26 protein-coding genes are annotated in these 19,806 nt (G+C 45.5%); 5 read left to right on the forward strand and 21 right to left on the reverse strand.

Going from position 1 to position 19,806, the window contains the following annotated elements:
- Nucleotides 1-125: 125 nt before the first annotated feature.
- The 3 genes from ACH97_RS12175 to gpr all read right to left on the reverse strand — a co-directional run bounded on the left by ACH97_RS12175 (nucleotide 126) and on the right by gpr (nucleotide 2,893).
- Nucleotides 126-449, reverse strand: a complete 324-nt coding sequence (locus ACH97_RS12175) for a YqxA family protein (RefSeq protein WP_048350770.1) — start codon at nucleotides 447-449, stop codon at nucleotides 126-128.
- Between the two features lie 14 nt (nucleotides 450-463).
- Entirely contained in the window at nucleotides 464-1,669 is a 1,206-nt protein-coding gene (gene spoIIP / locus ACH97_RS12180) for a stage II sporulation protein P (RefSeq protein WP_048350771.1), read from the reverse strand.
- A 117-nt stretch (nucleotides 1,670-1,786) separates the two neighbouring features.
- A complete protein-coding gene (gene gpr, locus ACH97_RS12185) occupies nucleotides 1,787-2,893 on the reverse strand; it encodes a GPR endopeptidase (protein ID WP_050820711.1) in 1,107 nt (368 codons plus the stop codon).
- A 204-nt stretch (nucleotides 2,894-3,097) separates the two neighbouring features.
- Here gpr and rpsT point away from each other — a divergent pair, with 204 nt between their 5' ends.
- Nucleotides 3,098-3,364 carry a 30S ribosomal protein S20 gene (gene rpsT / locus ACH97_RS12190; RefSeq protein WP_020452267.1) on the forward strand — a complete coding sequence of 89 codons (267 nt, stop codon included), beginning with the start codon at nucleotides 3,098-3,100 and terminating at the stop codon, nucleotides 3,362-3,364.
- 451 nt (nucleotides 3,365-3,815) lie between these two features.
- Here the strand turns inward: rpsT and ACH97_RS12200 are convergent, their stop codons facing one another.
- Both ACH97_RS12200 and ACH97_RS12205 read right to left on the reverse strand, forming a co-directional pair.
- A complete protein-coding gene (locus ACH97_RS12200) occupies nucleotides 3,816-4,100 on the reverse strand; it encodes an RNA polymerase alpha subunit C-terminal domain-containing protein (RefSeq protein WP_020452268.1) in 285 nt (94 codons plus the stop codon).
- A 379-nt stretch (nucleotides 4,101-4,479) separates the two neighbouring features.
- Entirely contained in the window at nucleotides 4,480-4,836 is a 357-nt protein-coding gene (locus ACH97_RS12205) for a winged helix-turn-helix transcriptional regulator (RefSeq protein WP_020452269.1), read from the reverse strand.
- Nucleotides 4,837-5,088: 252 nt separating this feature from the next.
- Here ACH97_RS12205 and ACH97_RS12210 point away from each other — a divergent pair, with 252 nt between their 5' ends.
- Nucleotides 5,089-5,622 carry an NAD(P)H-dependent oxidoreductase gene (locus ACH97_RS12210; protein WP_020452270.1) on the forward strand — a complete coding sequence of 178 codons (534 nt, stop codon included), beginning with the start codon at nucleotides 5,089-5,091 and terminating at the stop codon, nucleotides 5,620-5,622.
- A gap of 93 nt (nucleotides 5,623-5,715) precedes the next feature.
- Here the strand turns inward: ACH97_RS12210 and holA are convergent, their stop codons facing one another.
- Nucleotides 5,716-6,741: a DNA polymerase III subunit delta gene (holA, locus tag ACH97_RS12215; protein WP_020452271.1), complete on the reverse strand. Its 1,026-nt coding sequence runs from the start codon at nucleotides 6,739-6,741 to the stop codon at nucleotides 5,716-5,718.
- Nucleotides 6,742-6,970: 229 nt separating this feature from the next.
- On the opposite strand from holA, the gene ACH97_RS22900 reads away from it, so the two are divergent.
- Nucleotides 6,971-7,102, forward strand: coding sequence for a YqzM family protein (locus ACH97_RS22900; RefSeq protein WP_003183686.1), 132 nt, complete (start codon nucleotides 6,971-6,973; stop codon nucleotides 7,100-7,102).
- A gap of 24 nt (nucleotides 7,103-7,126) precedes the next feature.
- On the opposite strand, the gene ACH97_RS12220 is transcribed toward ACH97_RS22900, so the two are convergent.
- From ACH97_RS12220 to ACH97_RS12230, 3 genes are all read right to left on the reverse strand, one after another.
- Entirely contained in the window at nucleotides 7,127-9,514 is a 2,388-nt protein-coding gene (locus ACH97_RS12220; RefSeq protein WP_041817260.1) for a DNA internalization-related competence protein ComEC/Rec2, read from the reverse strand.
- A 4-nt stretch (nucleotides 9,515-9,518) separates the two neighbouring features.
- Complete coding sequence (locus tag ACH97_RS12225) at nucleotides 9,519-10,088, reverse strand: ComE operon protein 2 (protein ID WP_020452273.1); 570 nt, start codon at nucleotides 10,086-10,088, stop codon at nucleotides 9,519-9,521.
- 68 nt (nucleotides 10,089-10,156) lie between these two features.
- Entirely contained in the window at nucleotides 10,157-10,786 is a 630-nt protein-coding gene (locus ACH97_RS12230; protein ID WP_020452274.1) for a helix-hairpin-helix domain-containing protein, read from the reverse strand.
- Nucleotides 10,787-10,868: 82 nt separating this feature from the next.
- Between ACH97_RS12230 and comER the strand changes: the two genes are divergently transcribed.
- The gene (comER, locus tag ACH97_RS12235) at nucleotides 10,869-11,690 is read left to right on the forward strand and encodes a late competence protein ComER (protein WP_020452275.1); all 822 of its coding nucleotides are present in this window, start codon (nucleotides 10,869-10,871) and stop codon (nucleotides 11,688-11,690) included.
- A gap of 69 nt (nucleotides 11,691-11,759) precedes the next feature.
- Here the strand turns inward: comER and ACH97_RS12240 are convergent, their stop codons facing one another.
- Genes ACH97_RS12240 through ACH97_RS12275 form a run of 8 tightly spaced genes read right to left on the reverse strand, consistent with a single transcriptional unit; the run spans nucleotide 11,760 to nucleotide 16,785 of the window.
- Nucleotides 11,760-12,515, reverse strand: a complete 756-nt coding sequence (locus ACH97_RS12240; protein WP_020452276.1) for a class I SAM-dependent DNA methyltransferase — start codon at nucleotides 12,513-12,515, stop codon at nucleotides 11,760-11,762.
- Entirely contained in the window at nucleotides 12,512-12,868 is a 357-nt protein-coding gene (gene rsfS, locus ACH97_RS12245) for a ribosome silencing factor (protein WP_020452277.1), read from the reverse strand. The genes ACH97_RS12240 and rsfS overlap by 4 nt, the downstream gene beginning before the upstream one ends.
- Nucleotides 12,869-12,881: 13 nt before the next feature.
- Nucleotides 12,882-13,445 carry a bis(5'-nucleosyl)-tetraphosphatase (symmetrical) YqeK gene (gene yqeK / locus ACH97_RS12250; RefSeq protein ID WP_020452278.1) on the reverse strand — a complete coding sequence of 188 codons (564 nt, stop codon included), beginning with the start codon at nucleotides 13,443-13,445 and terminating at the stop codon, nucleotides 12,882-12,884.
- Nucleotides 13,435-14,004: a nicotinate-nucleotide adenylyltransferase gene (locus ACH97_RS12255; protein WP_020452279.1), complete on the reverse strand. Its 570-nt coding sequence runs from the start codon at nucleotides 14,002-14,004 to the stop codon at nucleotides 13,435-13,437. Before ACH97_RS12255 ends, yqeK begins: the two co-directional genes overlap by 11 nt.
- 18 nt (nucleotides 14,005-14,022) lie before the next feature.
- Complete coding sequence (gene yhbY / locus ACH97_RS12260) at nucleotides 14,023-14,313, reverse strand: ribosome assembly RNA-binding protein YhbY (RefSeq protein WP_003183704.1); 291 nt, start codon at nucleotides 14,311-14,313, stop codon at nucleotides 14,023-14,025.
- Nucleotides 14,307-15,143 carry a shikimate dehydrogenase gene (gene aroE / locus ACH97_RS12265; RefSeq protein WP_020452280.1) on the reverse strand — a complete coding sequence of 279 codons (837 nt, stop codon included), beginning with the start codon at nucleotides 15,141-15,143 and terminating at the stop codon, nucleotides 14,307-14,309. The genes yhbY and aroE overlap by 7 nt, the downstream gene beginning before the upstream one ends.
- Before the next feature lie 19 nt (nucleotides 15,144-15,162).
- Nucleotides 15,163-16,263, reverse strand: a complete 1,101-nt coding sequence (gene yqeH / locus ACH97_RS12270) for a ribosome biogenesis GTPase YqeH (protein ID WP_048350673.1) — start codon at nucleotides 16,261-16,263, stop codon at nucleotides 15,163-15,165.
- Between the two features lie 3 nt (nucleotides 16,264-16,266).
- Nucleotides 16,267-16,785: a YqeG family HAD IIIA-type phosphatase gene (locus ACH97_RS12275; RefSeq protein ID WP_020452282.1), complete on the reverse strand. Its 519-nt coding sequence runs from the start codon at nucleotides 16,783-16,785 to the stop codon at nucleotides 16,267-16,269.
- A 368-nt stretch (nucleotides 16,786-17,153) separates the two neighbouring features.
- Here ACH97_RS12275 and sda point away from each other — a divergent pair, with 368 nt between their 5' ends.
- A complete protein-coding gene (gene sda, locus ACH97_RS12280; protein ID WP_003183713.1) occupies nucleotides 17,154-17,294 on the forward strand; it encodes a sporulation histidine kinase inhibitor Sda in 141 nt (46 codons plus the stop codon).
- Between the two features lie 114 nt (nucleotides 17,295-17,408).
- Here the strand turns inward: sda and ACH97_RS23805 are convergent, their stop codons facing one another.
- From ACH97_RS23805 to ACH97_RS12295, 4 genes are all read right to left on the reverse strand, one after another.
- Nucleotides 17,409-17,564: a hypothetical protein gene (locus ACH97_RS23805; protein ID WP_023855260.1), complete on the reverse strand. Its 156-nt coding sequence runs from the start codon at nucleotides 17,562-17,564 to the stop codon at nucleotides 17,409-17,411.
- A 77-nt stretch (nucleotides 17,565-17,641) separates the two neighbouring features.
- Complete coding sequence (locus ACH97_RS12285) at nucleotides 17,642-18,373, reverse strand: SGNH/GDSL hydrolase family protein (protein WP_048350712.1); 732 nt, start codon at nucleotides 18,371-18,373, stop codon at nucleotides 17,642-17,644.
- A gap of 144 nt (nucleotides 18,374-18,517) precedes the next feature.
- Nucleotides 18,518-19,282, reverse strand: coding sequence for a GNAT family N-acetyltransferase (locus ACH97_RS12290; RefSeq protein WP_020452284.1), 765 nt, complete (start codon nucleotides 19,280-19,282; stop codon nucleotides 18,518-18,520).
- Between the two features lie 28 nt (nucleotides 19,283-19,310).
- Nucleotides 19,311-19,682 carry a Na-translocating system protein MpsC family protein gene (locus ACH97_RS12295; RefSeq protein WP_025811122.1) on the reverse strand — a complete coding sequence of 124 codons (372 nt, stop codon included), beginning with the start codon at nucleotides 19,680-19,682 and terminating at the stop codon, nucleotides 19,311-19,313.
- Nucleotides 19,683-19,806: the final 124 nt, after the last annotated feature.

The raw sequence follows: 19,806 nt of genomic DNA on the forward strand, positions 1-19,806 counted from the left end.
AACGCAATATGCGCTAGCTTAGATTATATCAATAGGGTTGTGAAGATTCAATGCTAAGTCACATATGCTTTCTAAACCCGAAAAAGAAAAAACGAGTCCTCCATCCGGCTCGTTTTTTCTTTTACTTATTCCGTTTTTTCCTTTATCCAGTCATACAATGAACGGGCTGTGTTTGTGACCGAATCGGCCAGGGCGCGGCCGGCCGAGGAAAAGATGTTGAAAGCTTCCAGCTGTTCCAGCTCTTTTTGTTTTTCCTCCAAATCGATTTGATGGCCGAGGACTGACGCCTCTTTCGCATCCCCTTCAGATATGCTGAGCGCCGCTTTTAAATCAGGGTCCTGATACCCTTTCATTTCAATCATTCCGTTGTTCGCCTGCTGCATGCCGAGAAGGACGCCGAAAAACATGACAGCGCAAGCCAATATGCATTTTCCCATAAAAGAAGCCACTTCCATCACCTGTCCTATTGTTTTTTCTTATCGTCTTCACCGGTGTCTGCATCAACTTTTTCAGCATTCCAGTACATCTCGCTGAATACATCCGCCATCGCTTCCGCAGCCCGCTCCAGCTCTTCGCGGTTATTATCTACGCCGCCAAATTCGATTAAGACGGATCTTTCGTTTAAATCCTGATTATATATGCCATTATCCCCGGCAGCTCCCTTAGATATAACACCGCGGCTCAAACCGGGATATTTTTTTTCCAGCCGTTCATGCAGTTCTTTTGCCAGCTTTAAGTTCGATTCGAAATTAGAGCTCTTCTTGCCGAGCACAAATGCAACACGTGCATAGCTTTTTCCTTTGACAGTTGCGGTTGTCGCTTTCTTCCGCTGCGAATCCCTGTGAATATCGATAAAATACTGTAAATCTTTGTTTTGAGCCATCGCCTCTTTAACGGCCGGCCTTGATTCATCATAGGAACGGGCATAGGCCCAGCCTTTTTTCCGCAAATTCGCCTGAAAATCGGTTTTATCCACCATTGCCCCGACACCCTGCGATTTCATCGCATTTGCGAGCATATCGCTGACAAGCGTAACATTTGCTTTCGAATGAATCGCCCGATTAGGTTCCGTCTCACCTTTTAAAAAGGGGAGATACGATTCCGTATTGTGCGTATTGTAGATAAATACGACTTTTCGGCCGCCCGTCGATTGTTCAGGGGGTTTTTCCTCCCCTGTTTTCTTTTTCTGCTTCCCTTCAAGCTCTGCAAGATTCGCTTCTCTCTCCTCTTTTAAGACCTCTGTCGGCGGCGGAGATTCTGACGGCATATTCGTGTAATCCGTCCCTTGCCCTGCAATGAGGATTTCCGAGTCAAAATGAGAGAAGCCCGGAAGCTCCCGCCCGAGAAAACTTCGCGGATCTTTTAAATTAATGCTGGTCGCCAGTTTCAAGACGATGGGAGAAAGCTCAAAGCGTTTATTCGGTTCCGGCAATTCTGATGCGAAGTAGTGGTTTTCCATTCCCAAAATGAGCCCAAAGGTCTCGCCCGCCAGTTCATCAGTCACCCGGTACAACGATGAAGACGGCCTTAACTCAGGACGCAGCGATGTCAGCACGCCTGATAAAATAAAAACGAGCAGCAGGCTGACGATAAATAAGAATACTGTCTTAACCGCATTTCTTCCATTTACAGCCAGCACAAACTGACGATTCCTGCCTCTTTTTCTCATCGCAAATCCCTCCAGAGCTTGTCTAGTAAATAGACTATGTACAAGATAGAGGAAGTAGAACAAGTTCCGGCAATGCTATAAGCACGAAAAAAAGCGGCCTGGTCAGCCGCCTTGATCTTAGTGGTTATACATTCCTTTATTGTCCTGCGAGACATTTTCATGAAGCGCTGTGTTCAGACCGTTCGCAATCACATTTGCCATATCATCGATAAAGGTATCGACCTCTTTTGGGGTCACCATTAAGTTATGGCCGAGCGGAGCGAGGACTTCATGGATCAGCTGCCTTTTTTCATCCTCTGCGAGGCCTCCGACTATACCGAGAAACGATTTGCGGTGCTCCTCATCGGGAAGGTCTTCTTCGGTGAGGACCTTTCTTTTCCCAAAGCTCATCCCCGCGGGAACGAGCGACCTGGACGGACTGTCATCTCTCATCTCTCTTCCAAAATGCTTCAGCATATAATCAATCGTATCACTCGTGATCGTGACGGCATCGACCACCGTCGGAACACCGATGGCGATGACCGGAATGCCAAGCGTATCCTTGCTTAACTCTTTTCTTTTATTCCCCACCCCAGACCCGGGGTGTATCCCGCTGTCTGAAATTTGAATGGTAGAATTCACACGCTCGATCCCTCTTGATGCCAGCGCATCAATGGCAATGACAAAATCGGGCTTTGAGCGATCGATTACCCCTTGGATAATGTCGCTCGTTTCAATTCCGGTCAAGCCCATGACTCCCGGGGAAAGCGCGCTCACCGGACGGTAGCCATCCTCTACATTTTCGGGCTGCAGCTGAAAAAGGTGCCTCGTCACGAGAAGGTTCTCCGTCACTAGGGGGCCGAGCGAGTCAGGCGTGACATTCCAGTTGCCGAGCCCTACAATTAAGCAGCTGGCATCCCGCGGAATGTTCAAATAATCGAGAAATGCGGAAAATTCCTTCGCGAACACATTGACGACTTTTTCCTGCAATACGGAATCCTGCTGTCTGATCCCTTGTGTTTCAAAGGTTAAATAGCGGCCGGCTTTTTTCCCCGACAGCTTCGCTCCTTCTTCATCAATGTCCATTGTCTGAATTTTGATCCCGTCTTTTTCGTATTCTTTGACTGTAAACCCTTTCAGCTCTTTCTTTGGAGAAGCTTCCTTTTCCTCTGCCAGATCCCTCGCTTCCACGGCTAAGTCTGTCCGGACTGCATATTGACTTAAATCAAGCTTCTTTTTCTCCATATTTGCATTCCCTCCAAAAACATAACTGGTGTTAGTGTGCCCACAAGGTCTGCAAACATTCCCGCGAAGCGGAGCTTTCAAATAAAAATACTTTACATTTATATTGCAATCTAAGGGTGTGTTTGATAGAATACAATTTGTTCTATTGTTGAGATCTAACCTATAGAAAAGGAACAGAGGTTATGTCTTAGGAGGTGAAACACATTGCCAAACATTAAATCAGCGATCAAACGCACAAAAACAAACAACGAGCGCCGCGCGCACAACGCAACAATCAAATCTTCAATGCGCACTGCTATGAAACAAGTTGAAACTTTCGTAAGCAACAACGAAGCAGACAAAGCGAAAGCAGCTCTTTCTGCAGCAGCAAAGAAAATCGATAAAGCAGCTAAAAAAGGTCTTGTCCACAAAAACACCGCAGCTCGTTACAAATCAAACCTAGCGAAAAAAGTGAACGGACTTTCTGCATAATAGAAAGCTTGGCCATGCCAAGCTTTTTTGCTTGCCGTCAAAAAAACGGCTCTCTTAAATGAGAAGCCGTCAGACCGCCGATAAATCGTAAAAACCGCGCGGTCCGCTGGCGGAAGAAAATCAACATGACAATGTGCGCGATGCGCTGCATTGCAAAAATCCAGCCATGGGTAGGCTCTGCGGAAAAGGGAATGCTCTGGGGTCCGACCTTTTTTTGCGTCAAGCCTGAACCCGTGCCGAAGCGAAATATTCGCGGATTGAGTAAACTGGACATGAAATGAAATAGCGTATAAGACTTATCAAGGGGAAGAGCTTTCCTTCCACCTGTCAGCTATGTTCACTCGCACGGCGCTATTTTTTGTGCTAAATATTGTTGATTTTTATACATAGCAAGGGAACTTCCAAAAAAGGAAGTTCCCTTGCTATGTACAAGTATAATTATTCATGGTGTTTAACTTTTAAATGATAACCCTTTTTCCTTCAAAGCAACTCGCAATTTAGGCAAAGATGCCGGTCCCATACCGTGAAATTTCAAAATCTCTTTTTCGCTGTATTTTGACAGATCCTGCAAAGAAGTTATTCCATTGTGTTCCAAAGCTCGTCTGGCTGGCGCAGAGAGCAATGAAAGAAATCCGTTGTCAGGTTTGCGCTGTTGCTCACAAATCGGGCAAACAGGACAATCACTGCTTTTATAATATTCGTGTCCTTTGCTGCAAGTCCTTAAATTCTTTGTCATTTTTACATTTCTCCTTTTCCGCACATTTCAATGTTTCCGATTTTATCTTTTCTTTTTTTGCAATCGTGCCCCTTTGCTATGTTTGGCCTCTGCTGTTCATATTCAGGATACACCGAAACTCGTTAAACTATCTCCCGGAAAAAGAAAGGCTGCGAAATCGTCGGTTTCAGAAATCGAAGCTCCAACTGGTTCCCGGATCGTCATAACGGTTTAGCAAGGATGGTTTTACTTATAACCTGTGAGTAACTGGAGCGGGCATCAAAGTGAAACACGTTTTGAGTAAAGAAAGGGAAGCGCCCCAAAAACAATGCCCCGGACTGAAGCGAAATAGACATAAATCATGAAGGTCCCCATTGTTGTAAAGACTTTTGGGCCAAACTCATTCCTCTTCATCACTCAATTGCTTCACAAAGTCGAGATGCTTATATCCCCAGCTGCACATATCAGTCAACACCGGCGCCAACGTTTTTCCGTGCCCGGTTAAACTATATTCGACCTTCGGAGGGATTTCCTGATAAACTTGCCGTTTGACGAGACCATCATGTTCGAGCTCCCTAAGCTGGTTGGTCAGCATCCCTTGTGTAACCCCAGGGAGCATCCGCCTCAGCTCTCCGAAGCGTTTGGTGCCTTCATGAAGTAATACGAACAGGATCAGCGGCTTCCATTTTCCTCCTATGGCCGCCAAAGTTATGATTATACCTTCCGTCGTCTTCATTTCCTGTACTTTTGACTTCATCTTTGTCAACTCCCGATTCGGTATTCGTGATATCAGTTACGTTACCATATCATTCTGATTCGCGGTAGTACTCTTATTTTACATACATAGTACGGTTTACCGTACTACCATAAAAAAGTTCTTTCACCGCAATCGTACGATTTAAAGGACTATGTACGAAAAAAAAGCGTACTTTGCAATGCCAAAAATATTCGTAATAATTGGGACGAACAAAGGTTCAAGGAAAACAACAAACAGTAAAGGAAGATGTTTATGAACATAATGGTAATTGCAGCACACCCAAATCTGAGGGAGTCCAAATGGAACAAGGCACTAATGAACGAATTGAAAAATCATCCTGATATCTTTATTCGTGATCTGTATCAGGAGTATCAAAATTGGAGTATCGATGTTGAAAAAGAACAGCGATTATTACTTGAATATGACCGGATCGTTCTTCAGTTCCCATTTTATTGGTTCAGCTGTCCGCCTCTTTTGAAAAAATGGTTTGATGATGTGCTGACATACGGCTGGGCGCACGGCCCCGGAGGCGAAAACTTGAAAGGCAAAGAATTCATGATTGCTACGACAACAGGCGGAGCGGAAGAAGAATATCGCGTTGGGGGCCGCAATATGTTCACTGTAGAAGAGTATTTACGGCCGATTGAGGGTACTATTATCCGATGTCATGGCACGTTTCTTCCGGCTTTTGCATCTCACAATCCTAATGACAATATCCTCAAAGCCGAAGCGAAGCGATATGCAAAGCATGTTTTATCACCTAAGGGTGAAGCTTGCCGATTATGAAGGTAAATGGAAAAAGAAATAAGGATAACTGAAAAGGCTGTCGAGATTTTCTCGACAGCCTAACGGCTCTCTTAAAATTAGAGAGCCGTTTTTTCAATCGGACTGCAAAAGCTTGAGCAAAAACAGCTCAAGCAGGAGCTGCTTGTCTTTTTTGCCTGTCTTCATTTCATAATCCATAACGGCGAGATGCTCGATGATGCTTTTCAGCTCTTCTTCAGAAAACAGCCTCGCCTGGTCGATCGCGAGCTTCACCCTGAACGGGTGAACTTTGAGGTTTGAGGCGATTTGCTTTTGCCCGTACCCCTGCTGCGAAAAGTATTTCGTCTGCATCAAAAGCCTGAACTGGTTTGCGATCAGCGCCATCATTTTGATCGGTTCTTCATTTTGCTTTAACAGATCATAGAAAATCTGCAGCGCTTCTGTACGCTTCCGGTTCACAACCTTGTTGATCAATTCAAAAATGTTCTGCTCGAGACCTCTGGCAACGAGCTTTTTGACGTCTTCAAGCGTGATCGAATCCCGATCACCAATATATGTACTAAGCTTTTTCACCTCTTGGGCAATGGCCGACAGGCTGGCATTACACAGGATGACAAGCTCCTCCGCCGCTTCTCGTTCTATGAGCTTCCCCTCTGATTTTGCAAGCCCTGCGATAAAATCAGCCGTTTCCCGGCCGTTCAGTTCTTTTGCTTCAACCATATGGGCGTGTTTTTTCAAGAGCTTGGTCAGCTTTTTCCTCTCATCAAGCTTTTCATAAGGAGCGAGCAGCACAAAAACAGAATAAGGCGCCGGCTGCACAATATAATCCTCCAGGCTCCCGAGGTTATGCTCCGTTTTATCTTTCTTTTTTTCAGCTGTTAAAAAAGACGGGTTTTTCGCAACAACAAGACGCTTCTCCCCCATAAACGGAAAAGTTTCAGCATCTTCAACAGCAAGGTCCAATGCCTCTTCTTCCAGATCAAATACGGAAAGGTTGAAATCCTTTGTCTCTTCATCAACAACGGCTTGTCTGATCCTTTGAACCGTCTCCTGCAGAAGATACGTCTCTTTCCCGTATAAACAATAAACAGGATGAATATCGCCTTTTTTTAAGCTTTTCCAAATATCAAATACCGTCATCTGCATTTTCCCCTCTTTCATCCTTCCTTTCTATCCTAAAGCGTGTTTTGCAATTAGTAAAGAGAGAAGCGGAGTCACCCGCTCTCTCATTTATAATAAACGCCTTCCATAAACCCCCGGGTCAGTTTATAGAAGACGATGTTCATAAATTTTAGAAAACGGTTGCATGAAGCTCCTAGATTTTTGCAAAGAATTGAATTATACTGGATATCAATAGGAGGGGTAAATTGTGAATGAATTTGAAAAAGACGTGCAAAGCAAACGTAACGATCTTGTAGATTCAGGTGTCGGTTTTATCGTGTCTTTTGGCTTTTTCGCTACAATGTTTATTATCGCTACTGTTATACATCTGGCCGCTTAATCAAGCCAAGTCATGGACACCGCTTTACTCTCCGTCAGGCAAGCGGCTTTTTGACGGCTGCTGTTTTTCAGCAGTCTTTTTTTCTTGCGGGGAATGTACTTTATCATATGGGGGATGAAGCAAAAACGTTCCGTTTCCGCCTCGAAATAGGTACTGAATCGAACCGTGCCGATCCGTTCTGAATACCTTCACATGGTGGCGGTTTAAGATATCCAGCACTTCCCCGTGGGGATGGCCGTAGCGGTTGTGCTCTCCCGCCGAAATGATGGCTGCTTTCGGCTCAATTTGCTTAATCAGATCTTCCCCCGTAGAACCTTTGCTTCCATGGTGACCGACTTTCAGAATATCCGCTTTAAGATTCGGATACACTTTCATGATCTCATTTTCACCTTCTTTCTCCAAATCGCCCGTTAACAGCCATGAAAATTCGCCCGCTTTCATCCACAATACGAGGGAACCGTTGTTTTTGCTGTTTTTGTCCGCCTCTTTCGGTGAAAGAACATAAAATTCAAGATTGCCAATATGAAGGATGTCACCTCTTTTGGCTACATGCACCTTGACGCCTTCTTTCAAGGCAAGGCGAAGCAGCTTTTCATCAGACGGTTCGGCTGCGAAGCCTTTCGGCACGATCAATTGCTTGACTTTATGTTTTTGGATCAGCACTTGAGCTTCACCAATATGATCCTGATCAGCATGAGTCAAAATTAAAGCATCGAGCTTCTTGACTCCTTTGGATGCCAGAAATGGCATTAATACGCTCTCTCCCAGGGAAAAATCCTTTTTCCGCTTTCTCCACTGCTCTTTCCGGAAGGATACGGTTCCTCCCGTATCAATGAAGACGGTGCCATTCTGACCGGGAGCGCTGACATACATGCTGTCACCTTGGCCGATATCAAGCATTGTGACCTCTCCTTCTCCTGCAAACTGAGGAAGATATAAGTGAATAGCAAACACAGCGGCAAGGAAGCCGGACGAAATCATAACCGCACGAAACGACATCTCTTTTTCAAGAAACAGCAAAAACAGAAAAATAGCTGCGAAGTAGAAAAACAACAAAATATCCGGCGGTTTAACCGCAGAAAAAACGAAAACATCTGCGGCAGACACCGCTTTAACAGCCTGATGGCTCCACACAAGCAGACGGTCCAGCACACAGGCTGCCGCCTCCCCCAGGGGACGAAAACATATGAAAGCCAACAGGCTTCCGAAAGACAGCGGCATGATGATAAAAATATAGAGAGGTATGAAAAGCAGATTCATTACTGTGCTGAGAAATGAAAACTCTTGAAAATGAATAAGCAGAATAGGAAGGGAAGCGAGCTGAGCCAAAAATGACCCCAATAGCAGCTGAGAGATTCGGCTTTTCGGCTTGTTCAATATTTCTTTTGAAAGAATGAAAACGAAGGATACGGCAAAAGAAAGCTGAAATCCGGCTTGAAATAGCAGATAAGGATGATACAGCAGCAGTCCGAGGCAGGCGAGGCTGATCACATCGGCGCTTTTGAAGTTCTTTTTAGACAGTGATGCCAGCAGATAGATTTCAGACATGAGAACCGCCCTCACTACCGACGGGGCGCCTCCGGTCAAAACTGCCGCAACGGGCAGCCCGAAAACGAGCAGCCATTTGGCGCATTCTCTTGTCAAACCGAAGCGAATAAATACGTGGAACAGAGCGGCCGACAACAGACCGACATGAAGCCCGGAAATCGCTAAAAGGTGAATGATCCCAAGGCGCTGATAGCCGTCCAGTACATCTTGTTCAATGAGAAACCGGTCACCGAAAGTAAGCGCTCTTACAATACCGGCAGCCGGGTTCGCCATATTTTCTTCTGTAAAATCAAGGCCCGCTTTTCGGATGTTCAATAGAAATGGCATAAGGCCGCCGCCCGGCTTGCAGTTTTCAATGGACTGAACCGCAAATATCCAGTGAATCCCTTTTTGATACAAGGATTCTTTTTGATCAAAAGTTCCAGAAACCGTCTCTTTTTTCGGCGCTCTTAATTCACCTTGCATGACACAGATGCTTCCCGGCTGAAGAGCGGAGAGCGCCCGTTTTTCTTGCGGAGACCGGATCGTATAGCCCGCTTTCAAAGCTTCCCCCTTATCTGTTTCGGCTGTGAATGAAAGCCGGTCTCCGTCCATTATGGGGATATCCCGAACAGAAGCGAGCGTGTGAAATTTGCCTTCATGATAAATCGTTGTATTGAAATGGTCGATCATGTAAAAAGAAGTGAAATATAAAATACAAATCGCTGCACATATGATGAAAAGGAGCATTTGTTTGTTGAAGAAACAGAGGATAAAGAACAGAAAAAAACCGACGGCGAGGAAGAGATAAAGAGAAGAGTGAGCGGAGGCGATTCCGGCTGCCGCTGAAATCGCTCCGCACGGGAAGATGCGATGTCTGTCCATTGAATTACACGTAGCTTGTAAACAGTTTGTTGGCCTCTGCGTGTATTTTCCTGATTTCCTCTTCCTCAAGGCCTTTATCAGCCAGCTGTTTGATCAGATCGGCCACAAACGATAACTTTTCCTGGTTTTTTAAGTCGATAATCATCTCATCGAGCTCTACCTGTTCCACTTTAACAGAAGCCTGATCGAAAAGTTCAACCGCGTAAGGATGGTTTTTGTAATCCTTCGCATAGTATATCGTTTTAATACCTGCCTGAATGATCGATTTACAGCATTGAATGCACGGAAAATGCGTGACATATATTTCAGCGCCTTCGGTCGGAACGCCGAATTTTGCACACTGAAGAATCGCGTTCATCTCGGCGTGAATCGTTCTGATGCAATGCCCGTCCACCATATAGCAGCCTTCATCCGCACAGTGAACACCTCCGGCGATCGATCCGTTGTAGCCCCCTGCGATAATTCGTTTATCCCTGACAATCGTCGCCCCTACAGCAAGCCTTGTACACGTGCTGCGAAGCGCCAGCAAATGGCTTTGCGCCATAAAATATTGATCCCAAGAAATCCGTTCCACTTGTTTTCCCTCCAAAAATACGATGTCGACTTCCCTAAGTTTACATATGTTTATCCGCAAACGTCAATTTACTTTACCGTGATTGAAGATTTTATTCTTTCAAAAGACTTCTCTCCAATTCCCGAAACGTTTGTTATGTCTTCAATCGTCTGAAACATTCCGTTCTCCTCACGGTATTCGATTACCGCTTCCGCTTTTGAAGGACCGATCCCGGGAATCGTCTGAAGCTCCTCAGAGGAAGCCGTATTGATATTGACGATATCACCTGAGCTGCCGTCTGCTCTTGAGTCCGCTTCCGAAAGAGAGCCAGCGGCCTCTTCCCCTTCAAATGGAATGTAAAGAACCATACCGTCCCGCAAAACGGCCGCCAGATTAATTTGCTTTTGGTCCGCTTTTTTCTCGGTGCCGCCTGCTTTTTTCAATGCATCGTGCACCCTGTCTCCCTCCTTCATTTGATAGACGCCCGGATTTTTCACAGCGCCTTTCAAATCGATGATAACCTCCTCTTCCCCCGCGTTTTTTTTCAGCTTCACTTCCTCTTTCTTGTCAAAAGTCTGTGCAGAAGCCTCTTCAGGAATGGAAATGTCGGATGAAGTTTCGCGCTTTCCGCTTAACAGCATGAAGGCCGCGCTGATGATCAAGACGAGTGCCACTCCTCCCGCCGCATGCCATTTATATTGTTTTAGCCAATCTGTCAAACTGCTCACCTGCTTTCATACATATTTTGACTGAAGCCTTCATATCGTTTAAAAGATACAGGTTCAAAGGAGGGGAGAACGATTGAATATCGGCTTTATCGGGACAGGAAATATGGGGACCATTTTAATTGAGGCGTTGATTGAATCCAGAGCGGTCATTCCCTCATCTTTAACAATTACTAACCGAACGATCGACAAAGCGTTAAACATAAAAAAACGATTCCCAGACATTCAGGTTGCAGAACGGCCGGAAGAAGTGATCACGGAAAGTGATGCCGTGTTTATCTGTGTAAAGCCGCTGGATATTTATCCTTTGCTAAAGCGGCTCTCACCCGTCTTCACCCGCGATCAGATTGTGGTCACCATTACGAGTCCGGTGCAGGTCGAACAGCTGGAAGCCATCGTCTCCTGCCAGGCGGCAAGAGTGATCCCGAGCATTACGAACAGAGCGTTGTCTGGCGTGTCATTATTGACTTTCGGAGAAAGCTGCACAGCTGGGGCAAAAGAAAAATTGACGGCTTTAGTGAGCAAGATCTCAATCCCTCTTGAAATCGAAAGCGGGATTACGAGGGTCGCCTCAGACATTGTCAGCTGCGGCCCCGCCTTTGTCAGTTATTTGGTTCAGGAGTTTATTCAGGCCGCTGTCGAAGAAACCTCCGTATCAAAAGAAGACGCGATTTTAATGACGACAGAAATGCTGGTAGGTTTGGGAAGGCTGCTCGAAACAGGGCATTACACATTGCCCGCCCTGCAGGAAAAGGTGTGCGTTAAAGGCGGTGTAACCGGTGAGGGAATTAAGGCGCTGGAAAGCGGCGTTCAGGATATGTTCCGCCAGATGTTCCGAAACACCCATTTGAAGTATGAAGAAGATATCGCTCTAGTCAAGAAGCAATTTTCCGTTTGATTCATTGTTTCACGAATGCGCTGAGATCTCAACAAAGGAAAAATGCATTATGAAAAACCATCGTTACGATTAAACGATGGTTTTTGTTTTTTTCGCTGTATAAAAATGACGTTCCGACTCTGCGCCAGGCTCCAATTTTGAAAAATCGGCAGTCACGCACTGCACCTCAAATCCGGCTTGCCGCAATAAGCTGATATACTTTTCCGTCTGGAAAGTCCGCTGTTCATGCGATTCATCAAACCTTTCGTATACGCCTCCGCTTTCTACGAAGAAGGTCAAATCGTGAACAGCTGAATGAGGCTCATCCCCCGCATAGCTTTGCCAAATGACGCTGACTTCTTCATCCTGATCGGCATACGTACTTCCCGGAAAAACGACATCCATTTTGTAAATGGAATGAACATCAAACAGAAGAAGCCCGCCTTCTTTTAATAGAGAAAAAACGTTTTTAAAAGTATTGAAAACGTCTTTTTCGCTCTTTAGATAATTCAGCGAGTCACAGCAGATCACAACCGCGTCAAACTCTTGCCCATGCCCGGCAAGTTCGCGCATATCCTGCTGAAAGAACTGAATATCGAGCTGCCGGACGGCTGCTTTGTACTGAGCCTGGGCAAGCATATCTTCGCTGATATCGATTCCTGTGACATCGTAGCCTTTTTCAGCCAAGCGGACCGATATTTCACCCGTTCCGCACGCCAGATCAAGTATCCGTATACGTTCTTTCTGCTGTGCACCGATCGTTTTTTCAATCCAGCTGACCCACTCATCGTAAGGAGCGTGAGACATCAGCTTGTCATAAATACCAGAAAATCCTTTATAGATCATTCATTAACTCCGAACGAAAGGTCTTCAGTCGGCGCGTCTCCCCACAGCTTTTCAAGGTTGTAATAGCCTCGTTCCTCTTTGTGGAAAACGTGGACAACGACATCGCCCAAATCGATCAAAACCCATCTGGCTTCGTCAAAGCCCTCCATTTTCTTCACGTCGATTCCATTTTCTTCAGCTTGATCCTTAATTTCCCGGGCAATGGCCTGAACCTGTTTGTCAGAATTCCCGTGGCAAATCAGAAAATAATCAGCCACGAGGGAAATCCCCTGCATATTCAAGGCGATAATATCTTCCGCCCGTTTATCATCGCAGGCCTCTGCGGCAATTTTTAAAATTGAAGCTTGATCCATTCAGTAATTCCTCCTAATGTCTATCGTTTACTAAAGCATTATATGTGGCGACCGTTTCCGGATAAACGGCCTGATTTTTTGAAATTAAAAAGGTAATCGTATTTTTCAATGCCTGGATAAGGGCCAAATCCAAATCTTCTTCAGCTAGAGTCCGAACCTCTTCAACCCCTGGAAAACGGCGGCCCGGCTCGATATAATCCGCTACATAAATCACTTTCTCAAGAAGAGTCATATTCGGCTTTCCAGATGTATGGAATCGAATGGCTGACAGGATGTCTTCATCCGTAATTCCAACCTCTGTTTTGACAAGCGTTGCTCCTGCCGGCGCATGCCATAGTTCATGATGAAAATCGAGCACTTCAAGCGGCCCGCCTCCGTCGAGGATGATTTGTTTCATTTCCTCTTTCGGGCGAAATTTGGCATAGTCATGAAATATCGCGGCGATTTCGGCTTTTTTCACATCTGCGCCAAACCGTTCGGCAAGTTTTACAGCCGTCTCCATTACGCCGACCGTATGGATGTAGCGCTGTTCTGTCAGCTGTTCTTGCACGCAGGCTAAGGCTTCCTCACGTTTCATATAGATGATTCTCCTTCACATAGACCTTCACTTCGTCAGGGATTAAATAATCTGTCGGCTGCTGATTTTTAATGCGGTCCCTAAGTAAAGATGATGACACTTCAAAAATAGGCACATCGACAAAAACGAGCGGATACGGCGTCTCAATTTGAAAGCCGGGCCGCTTCACTCCGACAAATTGAATCATGTTGACAAGCTTGTCAATGTTTGACCATTTCGGCAGGTATTCTACCATATCCGCGCCGATAATAAAGTAAAACTCATCGTTTGGATATCGGTCTTTCAGCAGGCGAACGGTATCAAATGTATAAGAAGGGCCTTCCCTTTCAAGTTCGATCGTCTCCAATTTAAATTTCTCTTTCCCCGATATAGCGAGCTTCAGCATTTCCGCCCTGTGCATACTTAACGAAAACGAGTTTTTTTGTTTATGCGGCGGAATTTGGTTGGGCATGAACCAAATTTCATCAAGATCCAGTTTATACAGGACTTCATTTGCCATTAATAAATGCCCGTTGTGCGGAGGATCAAATGTCCCTCCAAAAATCCCGATTTTCCTCATGATTACCACCTTTAAGCGTTAAGGAAGCTCAATTTTTTTATTTTCTTTCGACTCCTTATACAGCACGATAATGTTTCCGATCGTCTGCACCAGTTCGGCGCGTGCTCCGCCCGCCAGCGCTTCGGCTACTTCCTCTTTAGGCTGCTCGCAGTTTTGCAGCACGCTCACCTTGATCAATTCCCTGGCTTCAAGCGCTTCACTGATTTGTTTGACCATGTTTTCGTTGACTCCGCCTTTACCGACTTGAAAAATCGGTGACAGATGATGCGCTTCCCGGCGCAAATATCGTTTTTGTTTTCCTGTTAGCATGATTTTCCTCCTAGTTGCTGCAACACAATTGATTTCATTTTTTCCATATTCGGCTCATGTCCGGTCCACAGCTCAAAAGCAAGGGCTGCCTGGCCGATGAACATGCCGACTCCGTCCAATGTTTTCAAGCCTTTTGCTTCAGCCTCCTGCAGCAGGGCCGTTTTCAGCGGATTGTAGATAATATCGCATACAAGGCACGTTTCTTTCGCATTCGCCAATGAAAGCGGGGCAGCTTCGATGTTCGGGTGCATCCCGACCGACGTCGTTTGAATCACGATATCATATGCTGACAAGTCTGCTTCTGCTTCCTGCAACGACAAAGCACGTGCCTCTCCTTCAAAACGCTTAGTGAATGCTAGTGCCTTTTCAGGTGTACGATTCGCCACGTCCAGCTGCTTCGGCATCTCAGCTGCCAGAGTGGTAAATATCGCCCTCGCCGCACCGCCTGCCCCAATCAACAGTATCGAGAGCTCAGAAAGCGGACGATCAAGGGATGGCTTCAGCGATTTAAGAAATCCTGCTCCATCTGTATTATATCCGACCAGCCCTTCTTTTTCTCTTCTGACAGTGTTGACCGCCCCGAGAGCTTCGGCGCTTTCATCAATGCGGTCGAGATGCTTCATGATCGATACTTTATGGGGGACCGTCACATTAAACCCTTGAATGCCAAGGGCCCGCATACCTTTCACAGCATCTTCAAGATCTTCGTTTTCCACGCGAAAAGCGTGATAATGTCCTTCTAAAGAAAGATCCTCCAAAGCCGCATTATGGATGTCCGGAGACATGGAATGAGCCACCGGATTGCCAATCAGTCCGTACATCGGTTTCATAACTCTCTCCCCTTAGCACTTATATTAGAGATCTGCGTAAAAACACGTGAACGCCTTTAGGCGCGTGGGCGACAATTTTTTGGTTCGCCTCTTGGACAGTTACCCAGCCGAGGCCCGAGAACACAACGTCCGTTTTCGGCTCTTTAATCGTAAACGTATGTTTAACAAGCTCCGGAAACGAGTCAAGATCTTCTTTTGCAGGGGGAGCAAGCATTTCCCCAGCGTGTTTTTCATACAGCTGATCCGCGTTTTCAAGCTTTGTTCTGTGGATGTTGAGTTCATTCGGCATATAGCATACAAACGAAGATCTGCCTCCGCTTGCATAATCAAACCGCGACAATCCGCCGAAAAACAGCGTCTGTTCTTCGTTCAGCTGAAAGGTGCGGGGCTTTAGCTCCTTCTTCGGCGTTAATATTTTCAGATCGCGTTTCGCGACATAGTGCGCCATTTGATGATGGTTGATGATTCCCGGCGTATCATACATCGCCGATCCGTCATCCAGAGGAATTTCAATCGCGTCAAGCGTTGTCCCCGGATATTGAGATGTCGTAATAATGTCGCCCTCTCCGGAAACCTCTTTAATAATCCGATTGATAAACGTTGATTTTCCTACGTTCGTACACCCGACGACATATACGTCTTTGCCCTGCCTGTAATATTCGATCGCGTCGATCGCATCTTTCATCCCCTGCCCTCGCCCGGCGCTGACGAGCAGCACATCAACAGGCCTTAAGCCGAGCTCTTTCGCTTCGCGCTTCATCCAGTTTACAAGGCGCTCGCGCTTGACTGATTTAGGGAGAATGTCTGCTTTGTTTCCTATTAATAAGATCGGATTGCCTCCGACAAAGCGGTTTAGCCCGTTGATCCAGCTTCCGTTGAAATCAAAGATGTCGATGATTTTCACGATAAGCGAATCCGTTTCCCCGATGCCGTGCAGGATTTTCAAAAAGTCATCGTCCGTCAGTGAAACATCCTGAATTTCGTTATAATTTTTCAATCTGAAGCAGCGCTGGCAGATGACATTATCTTTTAACAGCGATGCTTCAGGCGCGTAGCCCAGTTTATTTTTATCTTCGGTTTGAATGGCGACTCCGCATCCGATACAAACTACCTTTTCCATTCTTTAATCCTCCCACTGAATATGGCCTTTCCGTTTTAAAGCGCTGAGAATTCTGCGTTCCACCTGGCGGTTGAAACGCGTAAAAAAGCCGTCGGAAGCAGCCACAGGCACGACAAGAATGGTATGAAACCCATTGCGGTTCCCTCCCAGCACATCTGTCATGAGCTGATCTCCTATGACAACGACGTCTTCTTTTTTAAGACCCATATTTTTGACGGCTTTTCTGAAAGCTCTGCCCATCGGCTTTTTCGCTTTGTAAATAAACGGAATATTAAGCGGTTCAGAAAATATTTTGACGCGTTTTTCATTATTATTTGAGACAATTGTCACTTTAATGCCGTGCTCTTTCATCTCTTCAAACCACTCGATGAGACGCGGTGTCGCACTAGGCCTGTCCCATTCTACAAGCGTGTTGTCCAAATCCGTAATAATCCCTTTTACATTGCGCTCTTTTAGTTTTTCAGGGGTAATATGAAAAATATTTTTTACAAATTCATCCGGCAAAAAGAACTTTTTTAACACAAAGCCGCACCCTTTCCTTTCAATTACTGCTTCTTTTTTCAATGTGTCGAATCAAATCTAAAAGTGTCTTAAAAAATCGGCTGTCCGAAAAGTTTTCGACATATAATAGGATTCTTCAACAGGTGTGGATAAAATTACACACAGTATCCACTCATATTTCATCGACCTTTTATTAAATTATAAACATGATACCCACAAGTTATCCACTTTTTGGTGTGGATAACAGAACGATTGTTCTTGCCCAATATTCATGATAGATTATAGGTACTTCAAACAAAGATCATATAACTTAACATTTTATGCTTATTCCAAACAGGTTATTCCAATTTTTATGAGGAGGTGTCTTTCCCATTAAATGGGTACCGAGTATGAAAAAGCTGTCTGATGAACTTTTAATAGAATCATACATTAAAGCAAATGAGATGAATTTAAACCGCGAATTCATCGAGCTGATTGAAACCGAAATCAAAAGAAGGTCGCTCGGTCATCTGCTTTCCGTCTCTTCATAGCTCAAGCACTCCCGGGCGCTCTTGCCGCTTTTTTTCACTTAGGTTGATATTATATCACTTGAATAATACGCTTACTACTGTTTTTCATGAAAAAACACCTCTCTAAAAGAGGTGCTATTTGAAGAATCCGTGAGGACTAAGCCAGTAGAACCCGCCGATGACGAGCAGGACGACTAAAAGGACGACAACGAACGCATATCCGTATGCGGCGCCTGCATATCCGGGATAAGCCGGGTACGAACACGGACCAGCGGGAAAAGGATATCCCATCGCATCATTCCTCCTTTAGACTGTTATAGTAACAGCCTATGAAGAAAAAGGAGAAATGGCTAGGCCTTTTACTTAAATCAAGAAGTTTTTATGACTTTACTTTCATTAATTCCTTCAAAAACAATTCGCGCGCCTTTTGGGGTTAAGTGATTTCCCGATGGGTCGATAAACCCCGAATGGATCAGCTTCTCATCTGTAGCTCCGCCTGCTTTTTTCACGATGTTTTTCCAGTTGTCGATTAGCGGCACATCAAGCTCACGCGCCGTTTCCCTTGTGACGTCATTATAGGAATCGTGCCATTTACGCGCTCCTCCGTATTTTTCAAACGAAGCAGCCCGGTATCTTGCATAATAAAAGATGTTGTCCCCGCTTCCTTCGACGATCGGCAGGCACGTCATTAATATCGGCTCTATCCCGCGGCGGCGGCTTTCTTTAACAAAATAATAGAGGTTTTCTTTAAACCTTTTTTTCGATACGCGCGGCAGCCCTTTCGCAAGAATTGCTGCATCATTTGTTCCGAACATGATAAAAAGATATGCCGGCTCGTCATCCAGCACATCCTTCCTGAACCGAAGCCTGGCGTCTTCCGTTGTTTCTCCGCCTATTCCCGCATTATTTATTTTGTACTGCCCTTGAAGGGAAGTCTGAAGTAAATTGACCCATTTTTCCGCTTTTGGATAATCGCGAAATTGCCAATTTGAGCCGCGTGTATTGCTGTCTCCAAATGCTACGACTTTTCTGGGATCGTCCTCTCCGCAGCCTGCAAGCAGAAGCAGAAAGACGAGGACCATCACCAAGCTTTTTTTCATTCGTTCCACCTCCAAAAGCCAATACTACGATCATATAGGAGAGAAGCTGCACTTTCAATGGGAGAAATCTCTGCCATCCTGCAAGCGTTTAGTCCTTACTATGCCTTTAACCTGTCCCCCCTGTTTAAAAACATTCGTATTGGTTCACGGTTTTCCGACAAACAATGAATATGTTTTGACAGGTCGAAAGCCTAATTTTTCAGCGAGGCGAATCGATGCGTCGTTTTGCCGGTCGCAATCCCAGCGCGGTTTCAAGCGGTTCTCTATTGCATACGCGATAAAGGCGCCGGCGCAGCGGACTGCAAACCCACGTCCCCTGTAATCCGGGTGTGTTACGATATCAACTTCGGCAAAGCGTTCCGAACAAAAAATGGTGACACATTCACTGGCGATCACACCTTCATGCGACACTTTAAATCCGAAACCGTTCTTCAAAAAACGGCCTGGCCCTCCCCAATACTCAACCGCGTATTTTTCCGTAAAATTCACGCTTTTTTGAAGGTCATCTTCAGAAAATCTTTCAACACCGGCAAATGCGGCGCTGCGAACATATTCCTCTTTTCCGAGGAAAAATGACACGCGCTCCATTTGCTGCAGAGGCTCGCCAAGCCCCCCGATTAAAAAGGCGTCCCACTCTTCAGAAGCCGAAAACACGGTAAAGCGCGCTCCGTTCCTCTGTTCATTCAGATAATGAAGCCATTCGCTCCTTCCGCTGTCGGGGATATCTCCAGCGACATAATAAATCCCGGTAGCTGTTCGAAAAAGAACAGTGGCCGGTGTGAGGAAATCATCGATATAAACGTTTCCTTCGATAAGTCCTTCGGCTATCGCATGCGCGAATGTCGGACTTTCTTCTGTTAACAAAACCTTTGCTTTTCGTTTTTCACTCGATTTCAGTTCAATCATCATGACTCCCCCTCGAACTTGAGACCGATCGTCAAGCCCCGCTGGCTGATTCGGTGCCGTATTCAATATTGCGGTCAAAGATAAAAACAGACACCGCAATATCCTCCTGAATTTTGATGTCTGTAAAAAGGTGCTCGAGCTTCGCTCCGATGAGCTGCTCCATTCCCTCAGGCACGTGATTGGAGTAGTGTTTCTGAATCAGGGTCGTCCTTGCGGCATGGACCATTTCCCTTCCCTCCGACGTGCTTGCAATAAATTGCTCGCTCGCCGTCAAATTGCCGTAAAGCGTCGAAACTGCCATATTGTCGACAAAGACCGTGTGAATCCGTTCAGGCCCCTTGCCAAACAGCTCTTTTCGAAGCTTGCGGATCATATCGTTGAATTCGTGGATTTTTTTAGACATCATGCATACCCCTTCCGTTTAAACCTTCCATCTGTCTCGATGTCCCCTTAGACATTTCACTTGGTTAAAATTTTCCTATTCTATTGAATTATAATCAATATCACTTTATAATAAAAGCCGGGCT

It is taken from the genome of Bacillus paralicheniformis, from assembly GCF_001042485.2.
Classification (GTDB): domain Bacteria; phylum Bacillota; class Bacilli; order Bacillales; family Bacillaceae; genus Bacillus; species Bacillus paralicheniformis.